We start from the raw sequence: 26415 nt of genomic DNA, 5'->3' as shown, positions 1-26415 counted from the left end.
TCGTGAGAGGGTGTCGTTCATGGCAAGCGATGAAGCGGACGTCCTGATTATCGGTGCCGGGTTGTCCGGTCTGATCGCGGCCCGCACGGTGCTGGCGGCCGGGTTCACACCGCTGATCCTGGAGGCGGACACCCGCGTCGGCGGACGCATCCTCACCGAGGATCTGGCCGGTCTTCCGATGGAATTGGGCGCGCAGTGGATCGGCGATACGCATCACCGCATGTTCGCGTTGGCCGCAGAACTCGGGGTCGAGACATATCAGCAGTACGACGAGGGTGAGACGTCCTACGAGCTTGCCGGCACAGGAGTTCTGCGCGGCAACGATTTTCACGACCGATTCGGCGATGAACTGGCAGAGCTGGAGACGGTGCTACGGCGTCTGGACGAGCTGTCCGCCGAGGTATCACCGGCGACTCCATGGACCGCACCGCACGCCGCCGAGTGGGACGCCATCACCGCGGGCGCCTGGTACGACGCACAGGGTCTGTCACCGGTCGCGCGCACGCTGCTGGAGATCTGCACCGTCGGGATCCTCGCCGTGCCGACGGTCGAAGTCTCCTTCCTGCATCTGCTGTTCACCATCCAGACCTGCGGGGTGACCGCCGAATTGTTCGCCGAGTCCGAGGGTGGCGCGCAGACCACCCGGTTCGTCGGCGGGACCGCCGAGATACCCCAGCGGCTGGCGGCGCTGGTCACCGACCACCTGGTGTTCGACGCCCCGGTGCAACTGATCGAGCACGGCACCGATTCCGTGACGGTGCACTGCCGGGGCGGGCGCACCGCGCGCGGGCGCCGCGTGATCGTGGCGCTGTCACCGATGCTGGCGGGGCGCATCATGTACGACCCGCCACTGTCCGGGTATCGCGATCAACTGACTCAGCGAATGCCGAATTCAGCCGCCATGAAGGCGTTCTTCGTATACGACGAACCCTTCTGGCGGACAGAAGGACTCAACGGGCAGCTGATCTCCGATATCGGGCCCGCCCGGATGTCGAATGACACCTGTGTCCCGGGTGACGGGCATGGTGTGATCCTGCTCTTCCTTGAGGGCGAGCAGGCCCGCACGCACACCCACTGGTCAGAAGCCGAGCGCCGCGAGGCGCTGACCACCGAACTGGTGCGGCATTTCGGCGATCGGGCGGCAAAGCCGCTGCACTACATCGACGGGGAGTGGGGCAACCGGCAGTGGACCCGAGGCTGTTACAACGCCAACTGCGGCCCGCTGGTGTGGACCACTTACGGACCCGCGCTGGCCGAACCGATCGGCCTCATCCACTGGGCGTCCACCGACACCGCGACACAGTGGAGTGCCTATATGGAGGGTGCCGTCGAGTCCGGTGAACGCGCCGCCGCCGAAGTCATCGCGGCGCTCACCTGAGTGTCGGCCGCGCGGTTCACTGTTCAGTTGTCAAGGTGCCGTGTGAGATTCGGTTATGCGGCGGTGGGTAGGTCGGTCATGGTGCGTCGGGCGTGGGAGCGCAGATGTGCCGGTTGTGGGCCGGCCGGGTCGTGGGGTGGGATGAACCAGGGGTGGCGATCCGGGCCGAGGTAGACCTGCCAGCCGCCGTGGTGGATCGCGCTGTGGTGCAGTCGGCACAGCAGCACCCCGTTGTCGCTGCTGGTGTGCCCGCCGTTGCTCCAGGGTTGGATGTGGTGGGCGTCGCACCACGACACCGGGCGCCCGCACCCTGGATGCGCACAGCCACCGTCGCGGACGGCCAGGCCTTTGCGGATCAGCGGCGTGAACAATCGTTCGGCGCGCCCCACGTCCAGCGGTGCGCCGGCCCCATCGACGAACACCGAGGTCAGGGTGCTGTCGCAGGTGATGAGCTCAGCGGTGCGCGTGCTGACCGGCCCGGTGAACCCCAGGCAGTCCACACCCACCGGGGTGGGCCTGATGAGGGTGACGTGCGGGAGCACCCCGCCGCTCATCGGGCGCTGCGAGTGTGACAGGTGGGTGCGCAACAGCTGCCCGAACGCGTCCGCGCGGCGCCGCCCAGTCGGGCGGGGGTCCGGGGACCCGTCCGGCAGCGGCACCGGCCGGCACAACGGATCCAAGGCGGCGAGCAGTTCTTCCCCGGTGAGTATGTCGAGGTCCAGGCTGGCCGAGACCCGCCCGTCCTCGGTCTGCACCACGGTCATCTCGTTGAGATCGCTGTTCTCGGCGACCGGCACCACCCCGTCGTCGGGTGGCTGAGATTGGGCTTTGCCGATGGCGATCTCGCGGGCCTTCGTATCGACACCGGAGGGGGTCGTCTGGATCATCAACGTCGTCACCACCGCAGCCCGGTCCTCATCGGACAACGACACCCGGTTGTGGATGTGGGTGACCCCTTTGCCGACCGCGTCGGCGAACTCGATTCCGACCCCACCGAGGCGCTGGGCCCGAGTCAACGCCGGCAGCATGTGCGCCGCCCGCCCCACCCGTGCGGCCCGGTGCGCCGCACCGGGCGCCACCCCCAGACTGGTCAACAGATCAGCGCCCGTGCGCAGGTGTTTCCGTGCCGGTACGCCCACACGTTCGGCGGCCGCGACCGCCTGGGCGATGACATGGTCGACCAAATTGCGGGCCACCACCGCAGCGGCCAGCACCGCCAGCAGTGCCTGTTCATCGACGATCCGGCGCGGGCAGTCCAGCAGATGAAACAGAGTGCGATCCTCATCCCGCGCAGGCACCGGGGTGAGGTCATCGATCAGCGCGTCAATGAACGTGTCGAGATCAGTGGCGTCCATAGGGATACCGGCTTTCACAGAAGGTGCCCACGGGGCACGATCAGTCACAACGGTCCACACAGCCCCCAAGGGGCCATCGAACCTCGCGGCGACCGAAGTCGCGGTCTGTGCTCACCGAGTGGCGATGGGAGCAACGTCGCATTCGAACTTGTGTTCGATGCTACGCCTGTCGCCTCACTCGCGCAAGTGGATCTACCAGGACATCAGACACGGTTTCGGGGGTTCAGCCGGACACTACAAGGCGACGGAAAGCGTCGCCAAACCGCGGAGAGTGACATTTGGTTTGTAGACCGGATCCGCATTCAACCGCGCCTTCGGGAACCGTGCGGTCAGCTTGGCCAGCGCCAGCCGGGCCTCGAGCCGGGCCAGCGGGGCACCCAGGCAGAAGTGCGGACCGAGCCCGAAGGACAGATGCCGTGCCGACTCGCGGTCGAGTCGGAACTCTCCCGCCCGGTCATACATGGCGGGATCACGCTGAGCAGCCGCCAACAGCAGCAGCATGGTGTCACCCCGGGGGATGTCGATGGCACCGATGCGCAGGTCCGCCCCGGCGATGCGCATGACCAACTGCACCGGCGGGTCGAAACGCAGCGTCTCCTCGACGATTGACGCGGCCAGACTCGGATCGGCGGCCAAGGCCGCCCAGTGCGCCGGGGTCCGCAACATCTCCTGGGCGGCGTTGGCGATCAGGTTGACCGTCGTCTCGTGCCCGGCGATGAGCAGCAGGTTGCAGGTCGCCACGATCTCGTCCGCCGTCAGCTGATCACCGTCCTCCTCGGCGGCGATCAGCGCCGAGATCAGATCCTCCTCGGGCTCCGCGCGCCGCCGCTCGACGAGTTCGCCGAGGTACTCGCGCAGCCAGGCACCGGCCTGTAGCCGCACGTCGGCCTGCGGATCGGGCGCACCGGTGATCGACATGATCGGGTCCAGCGCCTGGGCCACCAGCGCAGCGGCGCTGCTGAACCGGGGTTCGTCGCGGACCGGAACCCCGAGCAGTCGGCAGATGACCGCCACCGGCAGCGGATAGGCCAGATCGGCGATCAGGTCCGCCGAGCCCACCTCGGCCATCGCGTCGAGCAGGCGGTCGACCATGGCGTCGATCTCGGGTTCCAGCGCACGTACCACCCGCGGCGCGAACGCCTGCTGCGCGAGCTTGCGCAGCCGGGTGTGATCCGGCGGGTCCAGGAACAGAAATCCCGGGGTGTTGCCACGCGGCGGCATCGCGCCTGATGCCAAATGTTGTTGCACAACAGAGGATTTCATACTGTCGCTGCACGACTGCGGGTGGCGCAGCACCGCATCGCAATCGGCGAAGCTGGAGAACACCGTCATGCGCGATTCCGGCATGGACAGTGGTCCGAGCCGGCGGATCCGCGCGAACAGTGGGTAGGGGTCCGCCCGGTTCGCCGGGTCGAGCAGCTGCATCAGCAGCAGCCGCGCGTCCGTGGCGCCGTCGCTCGTCATCGGCTCATGCTCCCAACATCTACGACGCCGCCGAGCTGCCGTAATAGCGACCCAGGACCTCGGTTTGCAGCTCGTCGAAGCGGCCGTCGAGGATCGACTGACGAATCCGGTCCACCAGCGAGATGATGAAACGCTCGTTGTGGATGGTGCACAACGTCGAGGACAACATCTCCTTGGCCTTGAACAGGTGATGGATATAGGCCCTGGTGTAGTTGGCGCAGGTGTAACAGTCACATTCGTCGTCGATCGGGGTGAAATCGCGTTTGAAGCGCGCCCCGGTGATGTTGAAACGCCCGGTGGCCGAATACACCGCCGCATTGCGGGCCACCCGGGACGGGGACACGCAGTCGAAGGTATCCGCACCGGCGGCCACCGCGGCGAACAGATCGTCGGGCTCGCTGATGCCGAGCAGATGCCGTGGCTTGTCGTCGGGCAGTTCCTCGGTCACCCAGCCGACGATGGTCGCCAGATTCTGCTTCTCCAGTGCACCGCCGATGCCGAACCCGTCGAACCCGATCTCCGCCAGGCCGCGTGCGGCCTGGCGGCGCAGATCCTCGTACTGCGCGCCCTGGACCACGCCGAACAGCGCCTGATAGGGCTTGTCACGGCGCACCTCGGTGAGCCGGCGATGCTCGGCCACGCAGCGCACGGCCCAGTCGTGGGTGCGCCGCACCGACTGCTCCTGATAGCTGCGGGTGTTCACCAGGGTGGTCAGCTCGTCGAAGGCGAAGATGATGTCGGCGCCCAGTTGGTGCTGGATGCCGATGGACACCTCCGGGGTGAAGCGGTGCGTGGTCCCGTCGCGATGCGAGCGGAACGTCACCCCGTCCTCGTCGACATGGGCGAGACGTTCCTTACCCGCAGCGATGACATCGTCGGCCTGTACCCGGCTGGCATCCATGGCGAGCACCTTCTTGAACCCGACCCCCAGGGACATCACCTGGAAGCCGCCGCTGTCGGTGAAGGTCGGCCCCGGCCAGTTCATGAAGGCTCCCAGGCCACCCGCCTCGTCCACCACATCCGGACCGGGCTGCAGGTAGAGGTGATAGGCATTGGACAGAACCGCCTGTGCACCAAGGTCTTTCATGGTATCGGGCAGCACCGCCTTGACGGTGGCCGCGGTGCCGACAGCGATGAACGCCGGAGTCTGGATATCGCCGTGGGGGGTGTGGATGGTGCCCACCCGTCCGGCCCGCCCGGGCAGGTCGGCCCGCACCTCGAAGAACTGCTCATTCACCCGGACATTCAACCAACTCCGGCACGTCCGGCCCCGCTCGGCCGTACATTCGGGTCCATGAGAATCGCAGCGTTGACCCTGATCGCGGCGGCCGTGGCGACCTGCGCGGCATGCTCGTCGGAACCTGACGCCGCCGCATTGCCCGACGGGGCGCTCGCCGCGGGCACCGCGCAGATCACCATCGACGGCCGCGACGGCGGCACCACCCACCAGGTGCAATGCTCGCCGATGGGCTTCCAGACCGCCATCACCACCGGCAACGACACATCGGGGACGACGGCGTTGGTGTCCGCCGGCGATGACCTCACCGCCGACTCCGTCGCCATCCGTGACCTGGCCGGATTCACCGGCAACTACAACACCGGGCTCGGCGAGGCGGACGCCGAGGTCTCCATGGTGGGCCCGACGTTCGTCATCTCCGGAACGGCGACGGGATTTCGCACCGACGCACCCAGTTTCACCACCGACGGAAAGTTCACCCTCCGGGTGTCCTGCTGATGTGTCGCAGTCAGACAAGATTTTCGCGCAATCCGATGACGACGCGCCCACCGGCGCACATACTGCTGGGGGTTCATCCGGCGATCTTGATTGATCGCACAACCAAAGGAGATCAGTGGTGAAGCGTGGCTTCGTAGTTGCCGTGAGTGGTGCGGCGCTCCTCATCGCCGGCCTGTCCGGCTGTTCATCCGACGACAAGTCCTCATCGGCATCCAGCTCTTCTGAGACGAGCGCCGCGGCATCCTCGGCCTCGGAGACATCAGCAGCCTCGGAGTCGCCCACCGCGGCCACCGGCTCGGGCACCACCAAGGTCGTCATCGACGGCCAGGAACAGGCCGTCAACGGCAGCATCGTGTGCGCCGCCATGGGCGGCAACGTGAACATCGCCATCGGCGAGGCCACCACCGGCATCGCCGCCGTCGTCAGCGAGGGTGACAGCCCCACCGTCACCTCGGTCGGGCTGGGCAACGTCAACGGTGTGACCCTCGGCTACGCCGCAGGCGCCGGTGGCGAGGCGAAGGCGGAGAAGGACGGCAACACCTACAAGATCACCGGAACCGCCACCGGTGTGGACATGGCCAACCCGATGACCCCGGTGAGCAAGCCCTTCGAGATCGAGGTCACCTGCCCCTGATCCAGGGCGCAGCGGGACGACGGCGGCATCCTTGTCCGGGGGTGCCGCCGTTCTCGTGTCAGGCCGTGTACCCGGCGGCCGATTCGCGCAGCTGCCAGATCTGCGCCGGGCACAGCTCGTTGACGGCTTGATTGATCAGGTAACCGGCCTGGTAATAGTCGCTCGTGTGGAAGTCGGCCTTGAGCTGGTCGACCAGCTGGGCATACGGCATCTTGGCCGCGACCCGGTCACAGACGGTGCGCCCGTAGGCGATGGCGACATCGCCATTGGGAAAGTTGTAGCCCGGCCGCACGTGCACGTTCACCAGATAGGCCACCACATCGGCGTCGGCCGCGGGGGCCGTCGTCGTGGACAGTCCACCGAATCCCACCGTGATCGCGGCGGCCGCGACCAATCCCCGTAGCACCTTCATGCGGCCTGACTCTAATCTCCCGGCGATGCAGACGTCGCAAATCCCGGTTGCGGATGTCCATACCGATGTACCGTCCTGTTCGTCGAGGGGGGACGTACATGACCGGAGCACGACACCGAGCACTTTCCGCAACGCTGCTCGCGGTCGCGGTGACGATCGCGCTCGTCGGCGGGCAGGCGCTCGGGTCCGGGGGTTGGCGGCCGGTGGTGGCGCTGGTCAACACCGTGATCGGTGTCGGCGGGAGCAGCGACCCGCTCTCCGAACGGGTACCGGTCAAGCTGAACCAGACCGCCGTGCCCCCCGGGTACAGCTACATCGGTGTCGAGTATCCGGCCTCGCTGAACCTCGATCGCAGCGTCCGCGTGGGGATGCCGGTGTTGCACCAGCAGCTGGCAACGACCTCCGGCACGGTGCTGGTCGCCGGCTACTCGCTGGGCGCCCTGCTCGTCGAACAGCTCAAGCGCGATGTCGCGGCGGCCGACGATCCGCCGTCGCCACTGGATCTGAGCTTCCTGCAGATCGCCACGCCGTTCGTCCCCAACGGCGGCATCTTCGCGCGGTTTCCCGGTATCGCCATCCCCAATGTGGTGTCCGCGATGGGCCCGGGACAGCCGAGCCAGTACGACACCACCTACATCGTCAACGAGTACGACCTGTGGGGCGATTTTCCCGCCTACTTCAATCCGGTGGCGATCCTGAACGCCGTGCTGGGGCACAAGTACGCCCATGTCGACAACTGGTATGACGCGGCCGACCCCACCGACCCGGACAACCTGGTCAAGTCGGTGACCGACCCGGTCAGCGGCGGTACCGAGACCTACATCCTGGTGCCGGCCTCGCGTCTTCCGCTGCTGGGCCCGCTGCGCGATATCGCCTACCACCTGGGGGTGTCCGGCCCGGCGGAACGCCTGCTCGGGCTGGTCGAACCGCTGCTGCGGGTCATCGTGGACATGGGCTACACCGACCGGTTGAACCTGAATCCCGAAGTGCGCACACCGTTCTCACTGTTCACCCCGCCGCGCAAGATCATCGAGGCGCTCAACGCCGTCCCCGGGGCCGTGCGCGAAGGCCTGGAAAACCTGCTGGGCATCACGCGCCCGGCGGCCCCTGCCCCGGTGGCGCCGCCGGCCACCGCAGCGGCGACACAGGCCGCGGCGGTGCCGCAGGCCGCGGCGGTGCCGCAGGCCGAGGCGGTGCCGCAGGCCGAGGCCGAGTCCGTCGACGCGGGCGCGCTGTCCGAGCCAGAGGATGTCCCGGCACCGAGGTCCATCCGGCGAACACCCGGTCCCGTCGTGACGTTGCGCGACTCCCCGCGTGCTGCGTTCGGCGGCAACCGGACCGGCCCGAAGACGGCCCAGTCACCGGCCCGGTCGGCGGACTCCGCTCAGGACAGCCGCGACGGCGGCGCCGAGGCCGCCTGACGCCGCTGGTGGCGGCGCAGGCGGGCCAACAACACCCGGCGATGCACCTCGAACGACAATGACAACGGGTCACGCCATGTCATGTTGCGCCCCACTCTGCTCGCCATGATGTCTCGACTGTCGCATACGGCGCGCACCAACGTGGTTGGCACACGCCGCATTTGACCAAAGTCACGACCGAAAAGAACTGCCGGTGAACAGCTTTCAAGCAGCAGGCGAAGCCGGCTCAACGGCCGCACTGCGCGGATCGATCAGGATCTTGGCCTGCGACTCCGGGTCCCCCAGCGCCCGGAACGCGGCCGCCACCCCGTTCAGGCCGACCGTGCCGGTGACCAGCGCCGAGGCGTCGACCTTGCCGTCGGCCAGCAGGTACAGGGTGTCCCGGAACTCCAGCGGGGTGTAACCGAAGACGAATCGCAGATCGATCTCCTTGCCGTTGGCCATCGCCGGGCGCAACCGGTCATCGCCCATGCAGACCCCGACCACGATCACCTTGCTGGCCACCGGCGCGGCGGCGACGGCGCCGTCGATCATGCCCGGCACCCCGACGCACTCGAAGATCACCGGGCTCTTGGGGCCGGCCGCCCCCAGCTTGTCGGCCAGCCGGTAGAGATGGGCCCAGCCCGGAACCTTGCGCAACTTCTCCATCGAGCCCATACCGAGTTCATACAGATCGGGGGCGGCGGTGATGACCCCCTTCTTCGCGGCGGCCCGGTCGTATGGCGAATCCTGCGCGGGATCGACCACCACATGGGCGCCGCAGCGCGCGGCAAGCGCGCGGCGGGTCGGTGAATAGTCGCTGGCGATGATGGTGGCCACCCCCTTGGCCTTGAGGTGGCAGATGACGGCCAACCCGACCGGGCCGCAGCCGATCACGATCGCGGTGTCGCGACGCGCGATCTCGCTGCGCCGTACCGCGTGCAGCGCGACCGCCATCGGTTCGGTGAGCGCGGCAGTGTCCACGTCGAGCCCGTTGGGTACCACGAAGCTCATGGCGGCCTCGCCAAGTACCTGTTCGGCATAACCGCCCGGGGCCAGCGGCGAGAGGCCCGTCAAGTGCACGCCGCCGTTTGCCCGCAGCAGCGGGAACGACACCACGGTGGTGCCGACCTTGAATTCCTTGGCCACGCCTTTGCCGCGCTCGGCCACCGCCCCGCAGAATTCGTGACCCATGACGGTGGGGGTGTCCCCCCGCATGAAATCGGGGTATCCGACGGCCTCCATCACCTCGGTCAATTCGTCGGCGTGGTCCTTGGCGTGCAGATCGGACCCACAGATCCCGCATCGCCGCACGTCGAGCAGCAACTGCCCGGGCGCCGGGCGCGGCGCGGGGATGTCGACCACGGACAACTCGCCGGATACACAGCTGACAGCCTTCATCGGTATTTCCCTTCGTCAGTATCCGAGTATGGCCGGGTGGGCAAAACCACGCGCGGATCTTTCGCTGATGTCAATAATCGGGCAGGATGGAGTTTGCTTGTTTCAATCGTCAGGGGATTTTATGGAGCGGCTTGCCACGTGGGTCAGTGCAGGACTGTTGTCTGCCGGGGTGTCAGCCGCGGTCCTGGCGGGCGCGGGCGTAGCAACGGCCGACGATTCGACGTCGTCGTCGGGGTCTGAATCGGGTGCGTCGGAGTCGACGACCAGCACCCAGACCGACGGCCCCGCCGGCCCCACGTCCGGTACCGCACCGGACTCCTCGGCCGAGGCCGAACCCGAAGCGGCGGCCCCCGATGAACCGGCCGACGACCCCGTCAGCGAGACCCCGAAGAAAAAGAAGCGCAACCTGACCGCGCGGACCGACGCGATGACGGCGCTCAAACCGCGTTCGGGGCCGGTCAGCGCGAGCGCACCCGAGCGCGCGGTGCCCGTCGCAGCCGACACCGCACTGCCCGCGCTCACCGTCGCGACGCCCGCGGTGACCGATATCGGCGGTGGCGGCGCGGCCGCGGTCGCCAGGATCGCCGCGCAACCGGGCGCGTCGCTGGCTCTGGCCGCCCCACCGGCGCCGGCACCCGTGCAGGCCGCTGCGGCATCACCGCCGAACCTGATCCGCTGGTTGCAGGGCGTGGTGGGCAGGGGCACCAACGGCATCGGCTCGCTGGCGTTCAATTCGCTGCAGGCATTGGAGGCGCTGCTCACCGGACCGCCGGTGCTGCCGCCGAACAGCACGGTGACGGTCCGCAACTCCACCATCCTGCTGTCCACCGGACAGCGGGTACGGGCGAATTGGTACTACCCCGAGGGCGAGGAGGTGCCGGAGAAGCTGATCGTGTTGCAGCACGGCTTCTTCGCGCTCGGCCCGATGTACAGCTTCACCGCGGCGAATCTCGCCGAGTCGACGGGCGCGATCGTCGTCACACCGACGATCTCGTCGAATCCCTTCGGCGGTGACGACAACTGGATCAACGGCTCCGGGATGGCCGCCGCCATCGCCGACCTGTTCGTCGGCGACCGGCAGGCGTTGACCGACAGCGCGCTGGCCGCCGGCTTCGCCACCCGGTACGGGCTGGACCCAGCCCAGGCGCAGTTGCCGGAGAAGTTCGGCCTGGCCGGGCACTCGGCGGGCGCGGGGCTGGTGTCGGCGGTGGCCGGTTACCTCGTGGACAAGGGTGCCGCCGACGATCTGGTCGGGGTGATCACCCTGGACGGCGTGCCCACCGGCAACACCATGGCGGTCGCACTGGCCAAGTTGGCGGCCTATGAGGACGCCACCGGCCGCTACATCCCGGTCCGCGAGATCGGCGCACCCCGCAACGCCTTCAACTTCATCAGCACCCTCAAAGCAGATCTGAACGCGGCGCGGCCCGGACGGTTCAACGGGGTGGTGCTGTCCGGCGGAGTGCACATGGACTCGATGAAGGGCGGCAACGCGCTCATCCAGTTCGGCGCCTACCTGATCGCGGGCTTCCCGCAGCCGCAGAACCCGCCGGCGGTCGCCCAGCTGTCCGCCGAGTGGTTCAACGACTGGTTCGCCGGGGACACCGACAACGGCGATGACCTGGCCCCCGGATCGACGCTGCCGATCGCCACCCCCAACGGGACGGCCCAGGGCACGGTGATCGGTGCGGCGCTGCCCGCGGCCCGGTTCGTCACCATCGCGGTCTGACGGGCTGTGCCAGGCTGGACGCCATGATCGTCGCGTTCAGCCTGACCCCGTCCGCCGCCGATGACGACGGTGGCGTGCACCGTGCGGTCGCCGAAGCCGTCCGCATCGTGCGGGCGTCCGGTCTGCCCAACGAGACGAACGCGATGTTCACCAATATCGAGGGCGAGTGGGACGAGGTGATGGCCGTGGTCAAACAGGCCGTGGACGCGGTGGCGGCCGTGTCGCCGCGGGTCGGCCTGGTGCTCAAGGCCGACATCCGCCCCGGGCACACCGGCCAGCTCAGCGCGAAGGTGCAACGCCTGGAGCGGGCACTCGGCGAGTAGCCGGTGACCAAAAAGCTCCCCACCAGTGGTTACCGATGGGGAGCTGTGGCGGTGGCGGAGGGATTTGAACCCTCGGACGGGGGTTACCCGTCACACGCTTTCGAGGCGTGCTCCTTAGGCCGCTCGGACACGCCACCGGGAGGCAGCTTACCGGGCACAGCCGGTTGGCCATAATCGCGCGTCGTTTTCTACGTGAGGGCTGCGATCGCACTCCGAGAACGACCACCACGTAGAAAACGGAGGCGCTCAGCGTCGCCGCGCGAAGAACTCCTCCAACAGCCCCGCGCACTCCTGCTCCAGCACCCCACCGCGCACCTGCGGCCGGTGCACGAGGCGGCGATCGCGCACCACATCCCACAGCGAGCCCACCGCGCCGGTCTTGGGTTCCCACGCCCCGAACACCAGCAGCCCGATCCGCGCCAGCACCAGCGCGCCCGCGCACATGGTGCACGGCTCGACGGTGACGGCCAGCGTGCAGCCCTCCAGCCGCCACCCGTCACCGAGCCGGGCGGCAGCTTCCCGCATCGCCAGGATCTCGGCGTGCGCGGTCGGATCACCCAGGGCTTCACGGGCATTGGCGGCGCGGGCCAGTTCGGAGCCGTCGGGTGCGAACACCACCGCGCCGATCGGCACCTCGTCGACGGGCGCGGCGCGGGCGGCCTGCAGGGCGAGCCGGATCAGCTCCTGATCCGGCTTCACCGACCCAGTTTGTCGAGCACCGAGCTCAGTTCACTGTCGAAGCCCATCCGCTCGGCGATCGCGGCGATCTGCTCGTCGATCTCCATCTCGTCGTCGGCGATGATCACCCCGAGCACGCCCGCGGGCAGGCCGATATCGGCGAGCACCCCGAGATCGCCCTCCTCGAACGGGTCCTCGTCCTCGAGATCCTCGTCGTCGATATCGGAGTCCAGCTTGTCGAGCACCTCGGCGGCGATGTCGTAGTCCAGCGCCGCGGTGGCATCCGAGAGCAGCAGCCGAGTGCCCGCCGGGGCCGGCCGCACGATGACGAAGAATTCCTCGTCGACGTCGAGCAACCCGAAAACGGCGCCCGCACTGCGCAGCTCCCGCAACTCGGTCTCGGCCACCGTGAGGCTGTTGAGCGCACCCCTGCGCAACGGAGTACACCGCCATTTGCCGTCCTCCCGGACGACCGCGACTCCGAATCCGCCGGGCAGGCTGGCAGCCTCCTGCGCCGGCGCACGCTGTGCTCCCATGAGCGCTAACGGTAGTCCCCGGCCGGGACCTTTGACCACCTATTCACCGGGGCCCCGTCCGTGTGCCAACCTAGGACCGTGACCTCGACTCCGGTATGCGTGCTGGGACTGGGACTGATCGGCGGATCCCTGATGCGGGCGGCGACCGCCGCCGGTCGCGAGGTGTTCGGCTACAACCGCTCGGTGGACGGTGTGAAGGCCGCACAGTTCGACGGGTTCGACGCCACCGACTCCCTCGACGAGGCACTGTCTCGCGCCACACAGACCGAATCGCTGATCGTGCTCGCCGTCCCGATGCCGGCGCTGGGCGCCATGCTCGAGCGCATCCGCGCCATCGCCCCGGACTGTCCGCTCACCGATGTCATCAGCGTGAAGGGCCCGGTGCTGGCCCAGGTCGAGGCCGCCGGACTGCGACCCAACTTCGTCGGCGGGCACCCGATGACGGGGACCGCGCACTCCGGGTGGGCCGCAGGCGAGCAGGACCTGTTCGCCGGGACCCCCTGGGTGGTCAGCGTGGACGACGGTGTCGACGCCGCCGTCTGGGCGAGCGTGATGCGGCTGGCGCTGGACTGCCGCGCGTTCGTGGTTCCCGCGCGCTCCGACGAGCACGACGGCGCGGCCGCCGCGATCTCGCATCTTCCCCATCTGCTGGCCGAGACGCTGGCGGTGACCGCAGGCGATGTCCCGCTGGCCTTCGCGCTGGCCGCCGGCTCGTTCCGCGACGGCACCCGGGTCGCGGCCACCGCCCCCGATCTGGTGCGCGCCATGTGTGAGGCGAACTCAGAACAGCTGCTGACCGGCCTGGACCGCGCCATCGCGTTGCTCGCCGGGGCGCGCGACCGGCTGGCCGCGCACAGCTCGGTGGCCGATCTGGTGGAGGCGGGCCACGCGGCCAGGATGCGCTACGACAGCTTCAGCAGGCCCGACATCCTCGCCGTCACCATCGGCGCCCCGGGCTGGCGGGACGAACTCGCCGCTGCCGGCCGGGCCGGCGGGGTGATCAGATCCGCGTTGCCAGTCCGGGATAGTCGAGGATGAAGCCGTCGTCGTCGACGGTGATGGTGGTCTCGGCGACCGGGGACTTCAGCTCGATCCCGTTCGCGCCGGCGCTGCTGTAGCTGATCGTCTCCAGCCGCACGCTCAGTTCGGGCAGCCGCACATAGACCACGGGCAGTTGCAGGGAGTCCGTCCGCTGGTGGAGCCCGGTGCGGCGAATCGGCAGTGCATTGAAGAACGGGCTGAAGACGACGTCCACATCCAGTGCCCCGTCGAATGCGGCCCGGGTGGTCTGGTTCTGGTGATCGCGCACCAGCCACATGCCCTCTTCGTCACGAGCGATGGACAGCTGTCGTTCGCGTTCGGCGAGCGTCATGGTCAGCGACAACCGCTTGGTCGCCCCCGTCTCATCGGTGACCAGGTCATAGGACGCACTGAACGCGGGATCCGAGGACGTCGCGGCCGAGACGATGCGGCCGTAGGCCTTGATGCGGTTGCCCGAGAGCTGCACGCGCACCGACTCCATCCGGGGCACATCGTGCGCGCGCCAGGTCAGGATCGCCGGCCAGGAGCCGCCAGCGTCGATCGCGGCTCCCGTGCCTGGTTGTGGGGCTGGTTCAGTCACCCTCATACCGTATGCGAACGTCGCCGGGCTTCGTAGCCGCGTTGGGGGATTCGAGTACCACTTCGTCATCGAGCAGTGGCTGCGGTAACCGGTGCGCCCGTCCACCGAAACGGTCGCCACCCGGTTGGGACAGCCACACCACCAGGGCCAGCGCCGCGTCGAGGACGAGGGCGAGCGCGGTCACCATCAGCGCACCGACCAGCGCCAGATAGAACTCGCGGACCTTGATGCCGTCGATCAGGTAGCGCCCCAGCCCGCCCAGGCTGGCATAGGCGGCGACGGTGGCGGTGGCCACGATCTGCAGGGTCGCGGTGCGCAGGCCACCGAGGATCAGCGGGAGCGCGTTGGGTACCTCGACCCGCAGCAGCACCTGCCGCTCGGTCATGCCCATCGCCCGGGCCGCGTCGACGACGGCGCGGTCGACGTTCGCGATGCCCGAATAGGTACCGGCCAGCAGCGGTGGAATTCCCAGCAGCATCAGCGCGACCGTCGGTGGGATCAGACCCAGCCCCCACAGCAGCACGCCGAGCAGCAGCACCCCGAGGGTGGGCAGCGCCCGCAGTCCGTTGACGGCCGTGACCACCGCGAAGGTGCCCCGGCCGGTGTGCCCGATGACGAGTCCGACCGGGATGGCGATCAACGCCGAGCACACGACCGCGATCGCGGTGTACTGCAGGTGTTCGGCGATCCGGATGCCGAGACCGGCCGGCCCGGACCAGTTCGCCGCGGTGACGATGTAGGACAGCGCTTCCTGCAGGAAGTTCATCGCGCACCCGCCTTGGCCCGAGCGCCGCTGTCCCAGGGGGTCAGCGCCTTACCCGCCAGCAGGATCAGCGTGTCGATCACCACCGCCAGCACGAAGATCGCGATGATGCCGGCGATGATCTGGCCGCTCTTGTTGGCCTGGTAGCCCTCGGTGAACCAGGTACCCAGGCCACCGATGCCGATCACCGAACCGACCGACACCATCGAGATATTGGTCACCGCGACCACCCGAAGGCTCGCGATGAGCACGGGGATAGCAAGTGGCAGTTCGACTTTGACGATCCGGGTGAGCGGCCGGTAGCCCACCGCGGTGGCCGCGTCGAGCACGTCCGGCGGGACAGCGTCCAGCGCCTCGGGCACGGCGCGCACCAGCAGTGCGGTGGTGTACAGGGTGAGGGCGACGATGACGTTCGCCTCGTCGAGGATGCGGGTCGGGATGACCAACGGCAGCACCACGAACAACGCCAGCGACGGAATGGTGAAGATGATGCTGGCGAGCACGGTGACGGCGCGCCGCGTCAGGGTGGTGCGCTGCACCGCGGCCCCGATCGGTACCGCGATGAGCAATCCCAGCACGATCGGCACCAGCGACAGCCGCAGATGGATCAGCGCCAGCGACCAGGCGTCGTCGAGGTGGGTCAGCAGATAGTTCAAGGCCTACCCGACCTTCGGGACCTGGCGCTGTTGTTTCAGCGCCGCGAGCACGTCATCGGCCTGCACGCCACCCAGCAGGCCGCCGTCCTCGTCGACGGCCACCCCGAGGCCGGACGGCGAGGACAGCGCCGCGTCCAACGCCAGCCGCAGCGAGCCGCCGGGCCGGAAGAAGGATCCACCGCCGATAGTGCTGTCGTACAACGCACTTCCATTGCGATGCACCTGCACCCCCTCGACATTGATCCAGGCGAACGGTTTGCCCGCGCCGTCACCCTCACCGCGGATCACCAGCGCCCACTCGCCGGGCGCCAGCTCCAGCCGGTCGATATCGTCCTCGGCGACGGTGCGGATATCGTGCAGCGGCAGCCCGGTCGCGTCGAAGAACTGCAGTCCGCGATAGCCGCGGTCGGCGCCGACGAACCCGGACACCAGTTCGTTGGCCGGGTTGGACAACACGAAGGCCGGCTCGGCGTACTGCTGCAACACCCCGCCCCTCCCGAACACAGCGACCTTGTCCCCCAGCTTGACCGCCTCGTCGATATCGTGGGTGACGAAGACGATGGTCTTGCGCAGTTCGCTTTGCAGCCGCAGGATCTCGGCCTGCAGCTCCTCACGCACCACCGGGTCCACCGCGCTGAACGGCTCGTCCATCAGCAGGATCGGCGGGTCGGCGGCCAGCGCGCGGGCCACCCCCACCCGCTGCTGCTGACCGCCGGAAAGCTGAGACGGATAACGTTGCGCCAGTTTGGGATCCAGGCCGACGCGCTCGAGCACCTCGAGGGCGGCCTTGCGCGCGCTGCGCCGCGACTCCCCCTTGAGCACCGGCACCGTGGCGACGTTGTCGACGACCCGCTGATGCGGCATCAGTCCGGCGCTCTGGATCACATAGCCGATACCGAGCCGCAGTTTGACCGGGTCGACCTGGGTCACGTCCTCGCCGTTGACGGTGAGGGTGCCCGAGGTCGGCTCGATCATCCGGTTGATCATCCGCATCGAGGTCGTCTTACCGCAGCCCGACGGCCCGACGAACGCCGCCAGCGTGCCCTCGGGTACCTCGAGCGTGAGGTCATCGACGGCGACGGTGCCATCCGGGTACTTCTTGGTGACGTTCGTGAAGGTGATCATCGCGCTCTCACTTACCCGGCAGTGGTTGGTCGAAACCGTTGTCCGTGATCCACTGTGCGGCCGCCTCGTCGGGGTCCACACCGTCATTGCCCTCGACCGAGGTGTTCAGCTGGATCAGCGCCTCGGTGGTCAGCTTGGCGCTGACGGCATCCAGAACGGACTTGAGCTCGTCCGACATCTTCTGCGATGCGACCAGCGGCACCACGTTCGCGGCCAGGAACGCATTCTCGGGATCTTCGAGAACCACCAGATTGTTCTTCTCGATGGCCGGCGATGTGCTGAAGATATTGGCGGCGGTGACGGTGCCACCGGTCAACGCCTGCACGGTCGCTGGACCACCTCCGTCACTGATCGAGACGAAGTTCGCCGGCGCGATGTCCAGGCCGTACTTTTCCTTCAGGCCCACCAGACCGGTCTGCCTGGTCTGAAATTCCGATGGCGCACCGATTTTCACCTCCGGCGAGCGCGCCGCCAGATCGGCGATGGACGTCAGGTTCCACTCCCGCGCGGTCGCCTCGGATACCGCCAGGGTGTCTTTGTCCTCGGCAGGCGAGGGATACAGGATCGACAGGTCACCCGGCAGCGCCTTCAGCAACGCCAGCAGCACGGCATCGGAGGTGGTCGCGGTCGCCTGCGGGTCGAAATACTGCAGCAGATTCCCGGTGTACTCGGGGATCAGGTCGATGGAATGGTCCTGCACCGCAGGGATATAGGTCTCCCGGCTGCCGATGCCGAACTGTCGTTTGATGGTGAAGCCGTTGGCCTCCAGCGCCTGGGCATAGAGTTCAGCGATGATCTTGGACTCGGTGAAGTCCGCCGAGCCGACGGTGATCGATTTCAGGTCACCCGATATCTCTCCCCCACCGAGCGGGTTGGAACTTCCACAACCCGCGCTCAGCACCGCCAGCGCGGCGGTACAGGCGATCACCAGAGTCTTGATGCAGCGCATACCGTCCCCTCGGCCCGATGCTGTGTGACGCGTGCCAGTTGCTCGACAGTAACGGGCGCCGCAGCGACATGCCGGGCTTTAACTCAGCGTGAGATGGTTTGCAATCCCGCCCGAACGGGCAAGATGAGACCATGACGACCGACCCCTACGCGCTGCCGGCCGAGCCGGAGCAGCCTTTCGAACCACACGGTGGCGCGGAGCCGCCGCCCCCGCCGGAGGACGCGGTCAAGTTCACCAGGGCCGCCGCGCTGTGGTCGTCACTGATCATCGGATTCCTGATCCTGATCGTGTTGCTGATCTTCATCGCCCAGAACACCGACGCCGGCACCTTCCACTTCCTCGGCTGGAACTGGACGCTGCCGCTGGGCGTGGCGCTGCTGCTGGCCGCGGTCGGCGGGGGTCTGCTCACGGTGCTCGTCGGCGCGGCCCGCATCGTCCAGCTGCGCATCGCGGCGCGCAAGAACCTGAAGGCGGCGCGGCGCGCCGTCTAGACGAGCTTGAGTCCCTCGGCGATCAACGGGGCCACGGCCTCACCGACCGCCGCGGACGCCTCGCCACCCTCGCGGGCGCGGAAATCGATCCCGGCGGCGATGATGGCCAGCTTGAAATAGGCCAACGCCATGTAGAAGTCCCAGTTCTGCAGCTCCTGGCCACTGGCCACCGCATACCGCTGTGCCAGGTCATCGGCCGGCGGCAGCAGCTCGGATGTCCAGGCCGCCCGCATACCGAGCACATCGTCGAAGTTCGGGTCGCGGTAGACACACATCAGCGCCGCATCCGAGAGCGGGTCACCGAGAGTGGACAGTTCCCAGTCCAGCACCGCGCGCACCATCGTCGGGTCGTCGGTGTCCAGGATGGTGTTGTCGATGCGGTAGTCGCCGTGCACGATCGAGGCCCGCGGGCTTACCGGAATCCGTTCCGCCAGAGCCGAATGCAGCCGCGTGATATCGGCATCGCGGGAATCCTCGGGCAGCCGCACGTGATCCCACTGCGAACCCCAGCGGCGTACCTGACGCTCCAGGTAGCCGTCCGCCCTGCCGAAATCGCCGAGCCCGACCGCCTGCGGATCGACGGCGTGCAGGTCGGCCAATACCTTGATCAGGGCGTCGGCACACGCCTCGATGACCGCCGCGGTGCCGAGTTCGGCCAGCTCGTCGGCGCTGCGAACCACGCGGCCCTCGACGTTCTCGACCATCTGGAACGGCGCTCCGAGCACGGAGTCGTCGTTGCGCATGGTGACCGCGCGGGCCACCGGCACCGCGGTGTCGGCCAGTGCCGCGACCACCGTGTACTCACGGGCCATGTCGTGCGCCGACGGGGTCAGCCCGTGCAGCGGCGGGCGGCGCAGCACCCATGTGGACGCGTCGTCGAACACCCGGAAGGTCAGGTTGGAGCGGCCACCGGAGATCAGCTCGGCGCGCAGTTCACCGGTGCGGGCGATGCCCTCGGCGCGTAGGTGGGCGTCCAGGGCGTCGAGATCAAGTCCGGCCAGAGAGTTCACCGGGCTTTTCTACCATTGCGTGTTTCTCGGTAGCAGATCCCATACGTGTTCGGTGCCGTTGACCGCCGCGACGGACAGCTTGCCGCTGCGTGAGACCAGCAGCCGGGTCACCGAGGCGTAATCGACATGGAAGGACAACAACCGCTCGGTGCCCAGGATGTGGTGCAGCAGCACGTTGATGACACCGCCGTGGCTGAACACCGCGACGGTCTCCTCGTGGGGGGTGACGGTGGCCAGGTCGCCCACGGCGGCGACCACCCGATCCCGGAACGCCGTCTCGTCCACCGTGCTGGGCAGCCGCCCCGAGATCAGCCGAGCCAGCTCCTGCGGGTTCTCCTTGGCGATCTGCTCGATCGGGATGTAGTGACCGAGGTCGCGGTCGTACTCGGCGAGGCGTTCGTCGACGCCGACCTCCAGGCCGAGCTTGTCGGCCAGGGGGCCCGCGGTCTGAATGGCGCGGCGCTGCGGGCTGCTCACCAGTCGGGTGATCGAGAAACGGGACAGCGCGTCGGGCAGCCGGGCGGCTTGCGCCAATCCCTGCTCGGACAGGTGCGGATCGGACCCCTCACCGGGCTCGCTCCGTAACGGCAACGCGTGTCGGACCAGAAGAAGCTGCACCGTGACACCATATGGCGGCACACCGAGGAGGACCGGACATGGGTTACGCCGACAGACTGTTCGACCTGACCGGGCGGGTGGCGCTGATCACCGGCGGCAGTCGAGGGCTGGGCCGTGAGATGGCCTTCGCGATGGCCGCATGCGGCGCCGACGTGGTCATCGCCAGCCGTAACTACGAGACGTGCGTGGCCACCGCCGAACAGATCACCGCGGCCACCGGCCGCGCCGCCTTTCCCTACCAGGTGCACGTCGGGCGGTGGGATCAGCTCGACGGGCTGGTCGACGCGGCGTACGACCGGTTCGGCAAGGTCGACGTCCTGGTCAACAACGCCGGCATGTCACCGCTGTACGACTCGCTGACGTCGGTGTCGGAGAAGTTGTTCGACTCGGTGATGAACCTGAATTTCAAGGGCCCGTTTCGGCTCTCGGCGTTGGTCGGGGAACGCATGGTCGCCGACGGTGGCGGTTCGATCATCAACGTCAGCACCAGCGGCTCTCGCAAACCCGATCCGGCTTTCCTGCCCTACGCGGCCTCCAAGGCCGGGCTCAATGCACTGACCGAGGGGTTCGCCCTTGCCTACGGACCGACGGTGCGGGTCAACACCCTGATGCCCGGGCCCTTCCTGACCGATATCAGTGACGCCTGGGACCTCGAAGCGACCCAGGCCGGAGCGCGGCACTTCGCACTGAAGCGACTCGGCAATCCTCCCGAGATCATCGGCGCCGCACTGTTTCTGGCATCAGATGCGTCGAGCTACACCAGCGGTTCGATTCTGCGCGTCGACGGCGGCATGCCGTAGTTCGCTCCGCCGGCCCCACTACGGCGTGATGATCGCGAACCCGGGGTCGGGCCGGTCCACCACACCGAGCAGCGTGGGCAGGGCCGCGGCGTCACCGGTGAACTGCACGCCCGGCGAGTCGCGGTCACCGGCGGCGAACGCCAACAGCCGCAGCTTGGACGCGAACGTGACGGTGGCCGTCGCTTCGCTCGCCGGGTTCGCGATCTTGCGGTGCACCAGCACGCCGTTGCGCAATGTCAGCCGGTAGTCGGTCGCGGTGTCGACGAAGCGCACGTCGATCGTCAGGTCCAGATCCCACGCGCGGGGACCGTTGATGTTGATCGCCAGCGTGTCGAAGATCTGCTCCGGCGTCAGCTGGCTCATCAGCGACGGGGAGGTCGTCTGGGTCGGGGTGCCGAAACTGCCGTCCCGCAGTTCGGTGGCCCCGGACAGGAAGAAGTTGCGCCACACCGCGTTCTCCGCGCCGTAGGCCAGTTGCTCCAAGGTGTCGCCGTACAACTCGCGGGCACCCTGATGATTCTCGTCGGTGAAGATCGCATGGTCGAGCAGCGTTGCCGCCCAACGGTAGTCACCGTCATCGAAGGCGTCCTTGGCGAGTTCCACCACCCGGTCGATACCGCCGATCGCCGCGACGTAGCGCGGGCCGAGTGCTTGCGGCGGGTGCTGCCACAGCCGGCCGGGGTTGCCGTCGAACCAGCCCATGTAACGCTGGTAGACGGCCTTGACGTTGTGGCTCACCGACCCGTAGTAGCCGTGGGTGTGCCAGGCCTTCTCCAGCGCGGGCGGCATCTGGAAGTTCTCGGCGATCTCGATCCCGGTGAATCCCTGGTTGAGCTGGCGCAGCGTCTGATCGTGCAGATAGGCATACAGATCCCGTTGCAGCGAAAGGTATTCGACGATGTTATCCCGTCCCCAGGTCGGCCAATGGTGCGAGGCGAACACCACATCGGTGCGATCGGTGAAGGTATCGATGGCCTCGGTCAGGTAGCCCGCCCAGCCGTGCGGGTCGCGTACCAGCGCACCGCGCAGGGTCAGCAGATTGTGCAGGTTGTGGGTGGCGTTCTCGGCCATGCACAGCGCCCGGAACTTCGGGAAGTAGAAATGCATCTCGGCGGGAGCTTCCGTACCGGGCGCCATCTGGAACTCGATATCGACCCCGTCGACGACATGGGTCTCGCCGGTCCGCTTGATGTCCACGGTGGGCACGATCAGCGCCACCTCACCGAGTGACGGGTACTGCCCCAGGCCACAACCGACCTGCCCCTGCGCGCCGCGAGCCAGCACCGCCCCGTACATGTAGGAGGCGCGACGGGCCATCGCGGTTCCGGCGTACACGTTCTCCTGGACGGCGTGCTCGGTGAAGCCCTCCGGGGCGATGATCGCCACCTTGCCCGCATCGACCTCGGCCTGGGATGTCACGCCGAGCACGCCGCCGAAGTGATCGACGTGGCTGTGGGTGTAGATCACCGCGACGACGGGGCGGTCTCCGCGGTGGGTCCGGTACAGCGCCAGTGCCGCCGCCGCGGTCTCGGTGGAGACCAGTGGGTCGATGACGATGATGCCGGTGTCACCCTCGATGAAGCTGATATTGGACAGGTCCAGACCGCGGACCTGATAGATGCCCGGCGCATCGTCACCCGTCGCTCCGCTCGCCCTGACCACCTCATAGAGCCCCTGCTTGGCGCACAGCTGGGACTGGCGCCACAGACTGGGGTGCACGCTGTCGGGTGCCTCGCCGTCCAGGAAGCCGTAGGAGTCGTTGTCCCACACCACGCGGCCGTCCGCGGCGGTCACCACACCCGGCTGCAGCGCCCCCAGGAAGCCGCGGTCGGCGTCCTCGAAATCCCGGGTGTCCGTGAACGGCAGGTCCTCGCGGTGGGCGTGGTTGGCGGCGGCGATGGTGGCGGTGGGCGGCTTCTGCTGCATGGGAGAAAACCCTGCCATGCAGAGCCGCTGCGCGCGGCGCAAACGGCGGCGGCACGCGCCGCTCGAATCCGGCGGCTGCGCTGCGGCTACAGCCGATGCAGGGTGACCGCGCCGAGCGCCCCGCCCTCGACCGTGGCGGTCATGTAGGTGCAGAAGGGCTGGCGCCGTCGATCGGTCGGTGAGCCCGGGTTCAGCAGCCGCAGGCCGGTCGATGCCGTCGTATCCCAGGGGATGTGACTGTGCCCGAACACCAGCACATCGGTGTCCGGGTAGCGCAGCGCCATGCGTTCGTCCCGTCCCGCGGCCGCCCCCGTCTCGTGCGTGACGGTGAAGCGCAGCCCGCCCAGGGTCACATCGGCACGTTCGGGCAGCCGCGCACGCAATTGTTCACCGTCGTTGTTGCCCCAGCACGCCACCAGCAACCGCGCACGATCGTGCAGCCGGTCCAGCAGGTCGGGCGCCATCCAGTCCCCGGCATGTAGCACGACGTCGGCCTCGTCGACCGCATCCCACACCCGTGCCGGCATGTCCTTCGCCCGCTTCGGCACGTGGGTATCGGAAATCAGCAAAAGCCGCATTCCTGGCAGGCTATCGCAAGCACTCGATGTTGCTGGACCGGCTGGGCGAATAAGTGGTCTTCGCGTCGTGTGGTGGTCTTAAGCTGCATGTAATGCCCATGATCAGATGGAACCCAGGCTACGCCGCCGGCGCGGCGGTTTACCTGGCGTTCGTTTGCTGGTTGCTTGTCGGCTGGGGCGGTGCGCAGGTGACGGCCATCGTCAGCTCGGTCGGCCTCGTTGCGTTCAGCGCACTCACCTGCGCGTGTGCGGCGATGGCCGCGCGCGCCGGCCGGGGCGCCATCGCGATCGGATGGACCGCCATCGCGTTCGGCTTCCTCGGCTGGGTGGTCGGCGGGTCGATACGGGCGTACCACGAGGTGGTCGTCGGTGCCGTGCCACCGTTCCCGTCGGTCGCCGATATCGGCTTCCTCGCGCTGCCCGTCGCCGTCGGCGTGGTCTGGATGTTGCGTGCCGCGAAAGGCCGACTGTCGGTCGTCCGGCAGCTGCTCGATGGCACGGTGATCGCCGCCGCGCTGTTCCTGCTGGTCTGGGTGGCCGTATTACAGCGCCTGTTCACCGACCACCGTTTCGGTACCGTGCACGCCGCGCTTGGCGCGGTCTACCCGATCGCCGCGCTGACCATGGTCACCATGTCGGTGTTGGTGCTGACCACCGTGCCGGCGGGCCGGCGCTACATTCTCGGTGTCTTCACCACGGGCATCATCGCCATCGCCATGGGTGATATCGCGGCGCTGTACATGCAGCTGGACGGCGACTACCCAACCGGCGGCTTCCCGATGATCAGCAAGGTCACCGGGTTGCTGATGATCGCCGCGGCGGCGACCATGTCGGCCACCGTGAGACGCGGCCGGTCCGCCGCGGGCAGCCGGACGATGCCGACAACCCTCATGTGGCTGCCGTACGCGCCGATGCCGTTCGCGGTCGTCGCCGCCGTGGCCCACCTGTGGCCCGACGCCGATATCCGCCCGGTGGTGTTGGGTGCGGCGGTCCTGGTGATCGCCACGTTGATCCGCCAACTCACCGTTCTCGTCGAGAACCGGCGGCTGCTCGAGCAGGTCGCCAAGCATGCGTTCCGTGATCCGCTCACCGGGCTCGCGAACCGGCTGCTGTTCACCGATCGCCTCGACCACGCGATCGCGCTGCAGCACCGCGACGGACGTCCGGTGGCGGTGCTGTCGCTGGACCTCGACGACTTCAAACTCGTCAACGACAACCTCGGCCACCACAGTGGGGACGCGCTGCTGCGCGAGATCGCCGACCGGTTGGTGCCCAGTGTCCCCCCGGGACACACCGTTGCCCGGCTCGGTGGCGACGAGTTCGCGATCATCATCGAGGCCGGCCCGGAGACACCCGAGGACATCGCGGGCCGCGTGATGTGCGCCTTCGACGAGCCGTTCCACCTCGACGGTGAGGACGTCTACATGCACCCGAGTATCGGGCTGGCCGAAGCGCCCGGACTCGACGAACCGCCCATCAGCACCGAAGAACTGCTCAAGCGTGCCGATGTGGCGATGTACGTGGCGAAGCGCTCCGGGGTGGGCGGGGTTCAGGTGTTCGTTCCCGGCATGCAGATCGGCGAGGTGGGCACCACACCGGCGTGGGGTGACAGCGGGCAGATTCGCCTCCCACCGGTCTCGGAGATCCGGTTGCTCGGCGAGCTACGCCGGGTGGTCGACGGCGGCGACCTGCGACTGGCCTATCAACCGCAGATCTCGCTGGCGACCGGCGACATCGTCGGGGTGGAGGCGCTGGTGCGCTGGCCGCATCCCGATCTCGGGGTGCTGACGCCCCATCAGTTCCTGCCCCTGCTCCGGCGCAACGGATTGATGGGCGCGGTGACCGATCTGGTGCTGGAGCAGGCGGCCCGCGATGCCGCCGCCTGGTACCGGCCCGGGATCCGGGAGGTGCCGGTGGCCATCAACCTGTTCGCGCCGTCGTTCAACGACGCCACGCTGCCGGAGCGGATCGGAGCGGTGCTGGCCGGTCACGGCCTGCCGCCGGCTGCGGTGACCATCGAGATCACCGAGCACTATCTGCTCGCCAATGTGCGCCAGGCCCGCCATGTCATCGAGCAACTACGCGATGCCGGATTCCGGGTCTCCATCGACGATTTCGGCAGCGGCTACGCCACCATGAGCTACCTGCGGGATCTGCCGATCGACGAACTGAAGCTGGACCGCAATTTCGTGGCGCCGATGCTGCTGAACCCGAGGGCGGCAGCGATCGTGCATTCGGTGATCAAACTGACCCACACGCTGGGGATCACCAGCGTCGCCGAGGGTGTGGAGGATGCCGCGACCGCCGAACTGCTGCGCGGGTACGGCTGCACCGCGGCCCAGGGCAGCTATTTCGCCGAGCCGTCGTTCACCACTGCGCTGCAGGACAAGCTGGATGTCACGGCACCCGACATCAAGGAGCGGAGAGCAGCTCCGCCATCCGCGGTATGACCGCCTGCAGCCCCTTGAACGGCCGGATCATCACCTTAAACGAGACGATCCTGCCGTCGGCATCCCAGTGGATCATGTCGATTCCGTCGACGACGACACCGTCGAGTGTGGCCTGGAATTCCAGGATCGCCGAGTGCTCGCCGTACCACTGTTCGACGTAGTGGAAGTCGGTGCCACCGAAGAGTTTTGCGGCCGCATTCAGGTACTTGGCCGTGGTGGCCTTGCCCTGCTGCGGGGTGAAGACCGCCGGGGAGTAGAAGACCGCGTCCTCGGCGAGCAGCTCGTCGAGTTGGGTCGGGTCGTGGTCACCGATGTAGTCGATCCAGCGCTGGATCACCTGCGGGGTCATCGTGCCCATCCTGCCAGTCGGGCGTCCCCGCTCG

Annotated in this window: 27 protein-coding genes and 1 tRNA gene; 10 read left to right on the top strand and 18 right to left on the bottom strand. The window is 67.9% G+C overall.

Annotation, left to right across the window (positions count from 1 at the left end; translation table 11 throughout):
• Positions 1-19 precede the first annotated feature (19 nt).
• Positions 20-1378, top strand: a complete 1359-nt coding sequence (locus A7U43_RS05145) for a flavin monoamine oxidase family protein (RefSeq protein WP_068001951.1) — start codon at positions 20-22, stop codon at positions 1376-1378.
• Between the two features lie 53 nt (positions 1379-1431).
• Here A7U43_RS05145 and A7U43_RS05140 read toward each other — a convergent pair whose 3' ends face one another.
• From A7U43_RS05140 to tgt, 3 genes are all read right to left on the bottom strand, one after another.
• Positions 1432-2733, bottom strand: a complete 1302-nt coding sequence (locus A7U43_RS05140; RefSeq protein WP_067991917.1) for an HNH endonuclease signature motif containing protein — start codon at positions 2731-2733, stop codon at positions 1432-1434.
• Positions 2734-2967: 234 nt separating this feature from the next.
• On the bottom strand, positions 2968-4197 hold the full coding sequence (locus A7U43_RS05135; RefSeq protein WP_067991914.1) for a cytochrome P450: 1230 nt from the start codon (positions 4195-4197) through the stop codon (positions 2968-2970).
• A 19-nt stretch (positions 4198-4216) separates the two neighbouring features.
• Positions 4217-5434: a tRNA guanosine(34) transglycosylase Tgt gene (tgt, locus tag A7U43_RS05130; RefSeq protein ID WP_067991911.1), complete on the bottom strand. Its 1218-nt coding sequence runs from the start codon at positions 5432-5434 to the stop codon at positions 4217-4219.
• 57 nt (positions 5435-5491) lie between these two features.
• On the opposite strand from tgt, the gene A7U43_RS05125 reads away from it, so the two are divergent.
• Together A7U43_RS05125 and A7U43_RS05120 are read left to right on the top strand one after the other, a co-directional pair.
• A complete protein-coding gene (locus A7U43_RS05125; RefSeq protein WP_067991908.1) occupies positions 5492-5932 on the top strand; it encodes a lipoprotein LpqH in 441 nt (146 codons plus the stop codon).
• Between the two features lie 118 nt (positions 5933-6050).
• Positions 6051-6566 carry a lipoprotein LpqH gene (locus tag A7U43_RS05120; protein ID WP_068001948.1) on the top strand — a complete coding sequence of 172 codons (516 nt, stop codon included), beginning with the start codon at positions 6051-6053 and terminating at the stop codon, positions 6564-6566.
• A gap of 58 nt (positions 6567-6624) precedes the next feature.
• Here A7U43_RS05120 and A7U43_RS05115 read toward each other — a convergent pair whose 3' ends face one another.
• Positions 6625-6978, bottom strand: coding sequence for a DUF732 domain-containing protein (locus A7U43_RS05115; RefSeq protein ID WP_082902025.1), 354 nt, complete (start codon positions 6976-6978; stop codon positions 6625-6627).
• A gap of 98 nt (positions 6979-7076) precedes the next feature.
• On the opposite strand from A7U43_RS05115, the gene A7U43_RS05110 reads away from it, so the two are divergent.
• A complete protein-coding gene (locus tag A7U43_RS05110; protein ID WP_067991905.1) occupies positions 7077-8399 on the top strand; it encodes a PE-PPE domain-containing protein in 1323 nt (440 codons plus the stop codon).
• Positions 8400-8603: 204 nt separating this feature from the next.
• Here the strand turns inward: A7U43_RS05110 and A7U43_RS05105 are convergent, their stop codons facing one another.
• Positions 8604-9779, bottom strand: coding sequence for a zinc-binding dehydrogenase (locus tag A7U43_RS05105; protein ID WP_067991903.1), 1176 nt, complete (start codon positions 9777-9779; stop codon positions 8604-8606).
• A gap of 169 nt (positions 9780-9948) precedes the next feature.
• Here A7U43_RS05105 and A7U43_RS05100 point away from each other — a divergent pair, with 169 nt between their 5' ends.
• Both A7U43_RS05100 and A7U43_RS05095 read left to right on the top strand, forming a co-directional pair.
• Positions 9949-11508, top strand: a complete 1560-nt coding sequence (locus A7U43_RS05100; RefSeq protein ID WP_156525846.1) for an alpha/beta hydrolase — start codon at positions 9949-9951, stop codon at positions 11506-11508.
• Between the two features lie 23 nt (positions 11509-11531).
• A complete protein-coding gene (locus A7U43_RS05095; protein ID WP_067991898.1) occupies positions 11532-11831 on the top strand; it encodes a thiamine-binding protein in 300 nt (99 codons plus the stop codon).
• Positions 11832-11877: 46 nt separating this feature from the next.
• Here A7U43_RS05095 and A7U43_RS05090 read toward each other — a convergent pair.
• The 3 genes from A7U43_RS05090 to A7U43_RS05080 all read right to left on the bottom strand — a co-directional run bounded on the left by A7U43_RS05090 (position 11878) and on the right by A7U43_RS05080 (position 13045).
• Positions 11878-11968, bottom strand: a tRNA-Ser gene (locus A7U43_RS05090).
• 109 nt (positions 11969-12077) lie between these two features.
• Positions 12078-12530, bottom strand: a complete 453-nt coding sequence (locus tag A7U43_RS05085; RefSeq protein WP_067991896.1) for a nucleoside deaminase — start codon at positions 12528-12530, stop codon at positions 12078-12080.
• Positions 12527-13045: a tRNA adenosine deaminase-associated protein gene (locus tag A7U43_RS05080; protein ID WP_067991893.1), complete on the bottom strand. Its 519-nt coding sequence runs from the start codon at positions 13043-13045 to the stop codon at positions 12527-12529. The genes A7U43_RS05085 and A7U43_RS05080 overlap by 4 nt, the downstream gene beginning before the upstream one ends.
• Positions 13046-13177: 132 nt before the next feature.
• On the opposite strand from A7U43_RS05080, the gene A7U43_RS05075 reads away from it, so the two are divergent.
• Positions 13178-14083, top strand: coding sequence for a prephenate dehydrogenase (locus tag A7U43_RS05075; RefSeq protein WP_068001943.1), 906 nt, complete (start codon positions 13178-13180; stop codon positions 14081-14083).
• On the opposite strand, the gene A7U43_RS05070 is transcribed toward A7U43_RS05075, so the two are convergent.
• Genes A7U43_RS05070 through A7U43_RS05050 form a run of 5 tightly spaced genes read right to left on the bottom strand, consistent with a single transcriptional unit; the run spans position 14046 to position 18159 of the window.
• Entirely contained in the window at positions 14046-14666 is a 621-nt protein-coding gene (locus A7U43_RS05070; RefSeq protein WP_231963532.1) for a putative glycolipid-binding domain-containing protein, read from the bottom strand. The two genes, A7U43_RS05075 and A7U43_RS05070, sit on opposite strands and share 38 nt — an antisense overlap.
• Positions 14659-15432, bottom strand: coding sequence for an ABC transporter permease (locus A7U43_RS05065; RefSeq protein ID WP_067991888.1), 774 nt, complete (start codon positions 15430-15432; stop codon positions 14659-14661). The genes A7U43_RS05070 and A7U43_RS05065 overlap by 8 nt, the downstream gene beginning before the upstream one ends.
• Entirely contained in the window at positions 15429-16085 is a 657-nt protein-coding gene (locus A7U43_RS05060; protein WP_067991885.1) for an ABC transporter permease, read from the bottom strand. Before A7U43_RS05060 ends, A7U43_RS05065 begins: the two co-directional genes overlap by 4 nt.
• A gap of 3 nt (positions 16086-16088) precedes the next feature.
• Positions 16089-17210 carry an ABC transporter ATP-binding protein gene (locus A7U43_RS05055; RefSeq protein WP_067991882.1) on the bottom strand — a complete coding sequence of 374 codons (1122 nt, stop codon included), beginning with the start codon at positions 17208-17210 and terminating at the stop codon, positions 16089-16091.
• 7 nt (positions 17211-17217) lie between these two features.
• A complete protein-coding gene (locus A7U43_RS05050; protein ID WP_067991879.1) occupies positions 17218-18159 on the bottom strand; it encodes an ABC transporter substrate-binding protein in 942 nt (313 codons plus the stop codon).
• Positions 18160-18290: 131 nt separating this feature from the next.
• Here A7U43_RS05050 and A7U43_RS05045 point away from each other — a divergent pair, with 131 nt between their 5' ends.
• Positions 18291-18650, top strand: a complete 360-nt coding sequence (locus A7U43_RS05045; protein WP_067991875.1) for a LapA family protein — start codon at positions 18291-18293, stop codon at positions 18648-18650.
• On the opposite strand, the gene A7U43_RS05040 is transcribed toward A7U43_RS05045, so the two are convergent.
• Both A7U43_RS05040 and A7U43_RS05035 read right to left on the bottom strand, forming a co-directional pair.
• Positions 18647-19660, bottom strand: a complete 1014-nt coding sequence (locus A7U43_RS05040) for a phosphotransferase family protein (RefSeq protein ID WP_067991872.1) — start codon at positions 19658-19660, stop codon at positions 18647-18649. The two genes, A7U43_RS05045 and A7U43_RS05040, sit on opposite strands and share 4 nt — an antisense overlap.
• A 9-nt stretch (positions 19661-19669) precedes the next feature.
• Positions 19670-20278, bottom strand: a complete 609-nt coding sequence (locus A7U43_RS05035; protein ID WP_068001941.1) for a histidine phosphatase family protein — start codon at positions 20276-20278, stop codon at positions 19670-19672.
• A 38-nt stretch (positions 20279-20316) separates the two neighbouring features.
• Here A7U43_RS05035 and A7U43_RS05030 point away from each other — a divergent pair, with 38 nt between their 5' ends.
• On the top strand, positions 20317-21078 hold the full coding sequence (locus A7U43_RS05030; protein WP_067991869.1) for an SDR family NAD(P)-dependent oxidoreductase: 762 nt from the start codon (positions 20317-20319) through the stop codon (positions 21076-21078).
• Positions 21079-21096: 18 nt separating this feature from the next.
• On the opposite strand, the gene A7U43_RS05025 is transcribed toward A7U43_RS05030, so the two are convergent.
• Both A7U43_RS05025 and A7U43_RS05020 read right to left on the bottom strand, forming a co-directional pair.
• On the bottom strand, positions 21097-23022 hold the full coding sequence (locus A7U43_RS05025; RefSeq protein WP_197499965.1) for an alkyl/aryl-sulfatase: 1926 nt from the start codon (positions 23020-23022) through the stop codon (positions 21097-21099).
• Between the two features lie 68 nt (positions 23023-23090).
• Entirely contained in the window at positions 23091-23582 is a 492-nt protein-coding gene (locus A7U43_RS05020) for a metallophosphoesterase family protein (protein ID WP_067991864.1), read from the bottom strand.
• A gap of 92 nt (positions 23583-23674) precedes the next feature.
• On the opposite strand from A7U43_RS05020, the gene A7U43_RS05015 reads away from it, so the two are divergent.
• The gene (locus tag A7U43_RS05015; RefSeq protein WP_067991861.1) at positions 23675-26032 is read left to right on the top strand and encodes a putative bifunctional diguanylate cyclase/phosphodiesterase; all 2358 of its coding nucleotides are present in this window, start codon (positions 23675-23677) and stop codon (positions 26030-26032) included.
• On the opposite strand, the gene A7U43_RS05010 is transcribed toward A7U43_RS05015, so the two are convergent.
• Positions 25995-26381 (bottom strand): nuclear transport factor 2 family protein, encoded by a 387-nt coding sequence (locus A7U43_RS05010; RefSeq protein ID WP_068001938.1) that lies wholly within the window; start codon positions 26379-26381, stop codon positions 25995-25997. The genes A7U43_RS05015 and A7U43_RS05010 overlap by 38 nt on opposite strands.
• Positions 26382-26415 lie beyond the last annotated feature (34 nt).

The organism is Mycobacterium adipatum (assembly GCF_001644575.1).
Lineage (GTDB): Bacteria > Actinomycetota > Actinomycetes > Mycobacteriales > Mycobacteriaceae > Mycobacterium > Mycobacterium adipatum.
Note: the sequence above shows the minus strand (reverse complement) of the source record. Positions and strands in the feature narration are given on the sequence as shown.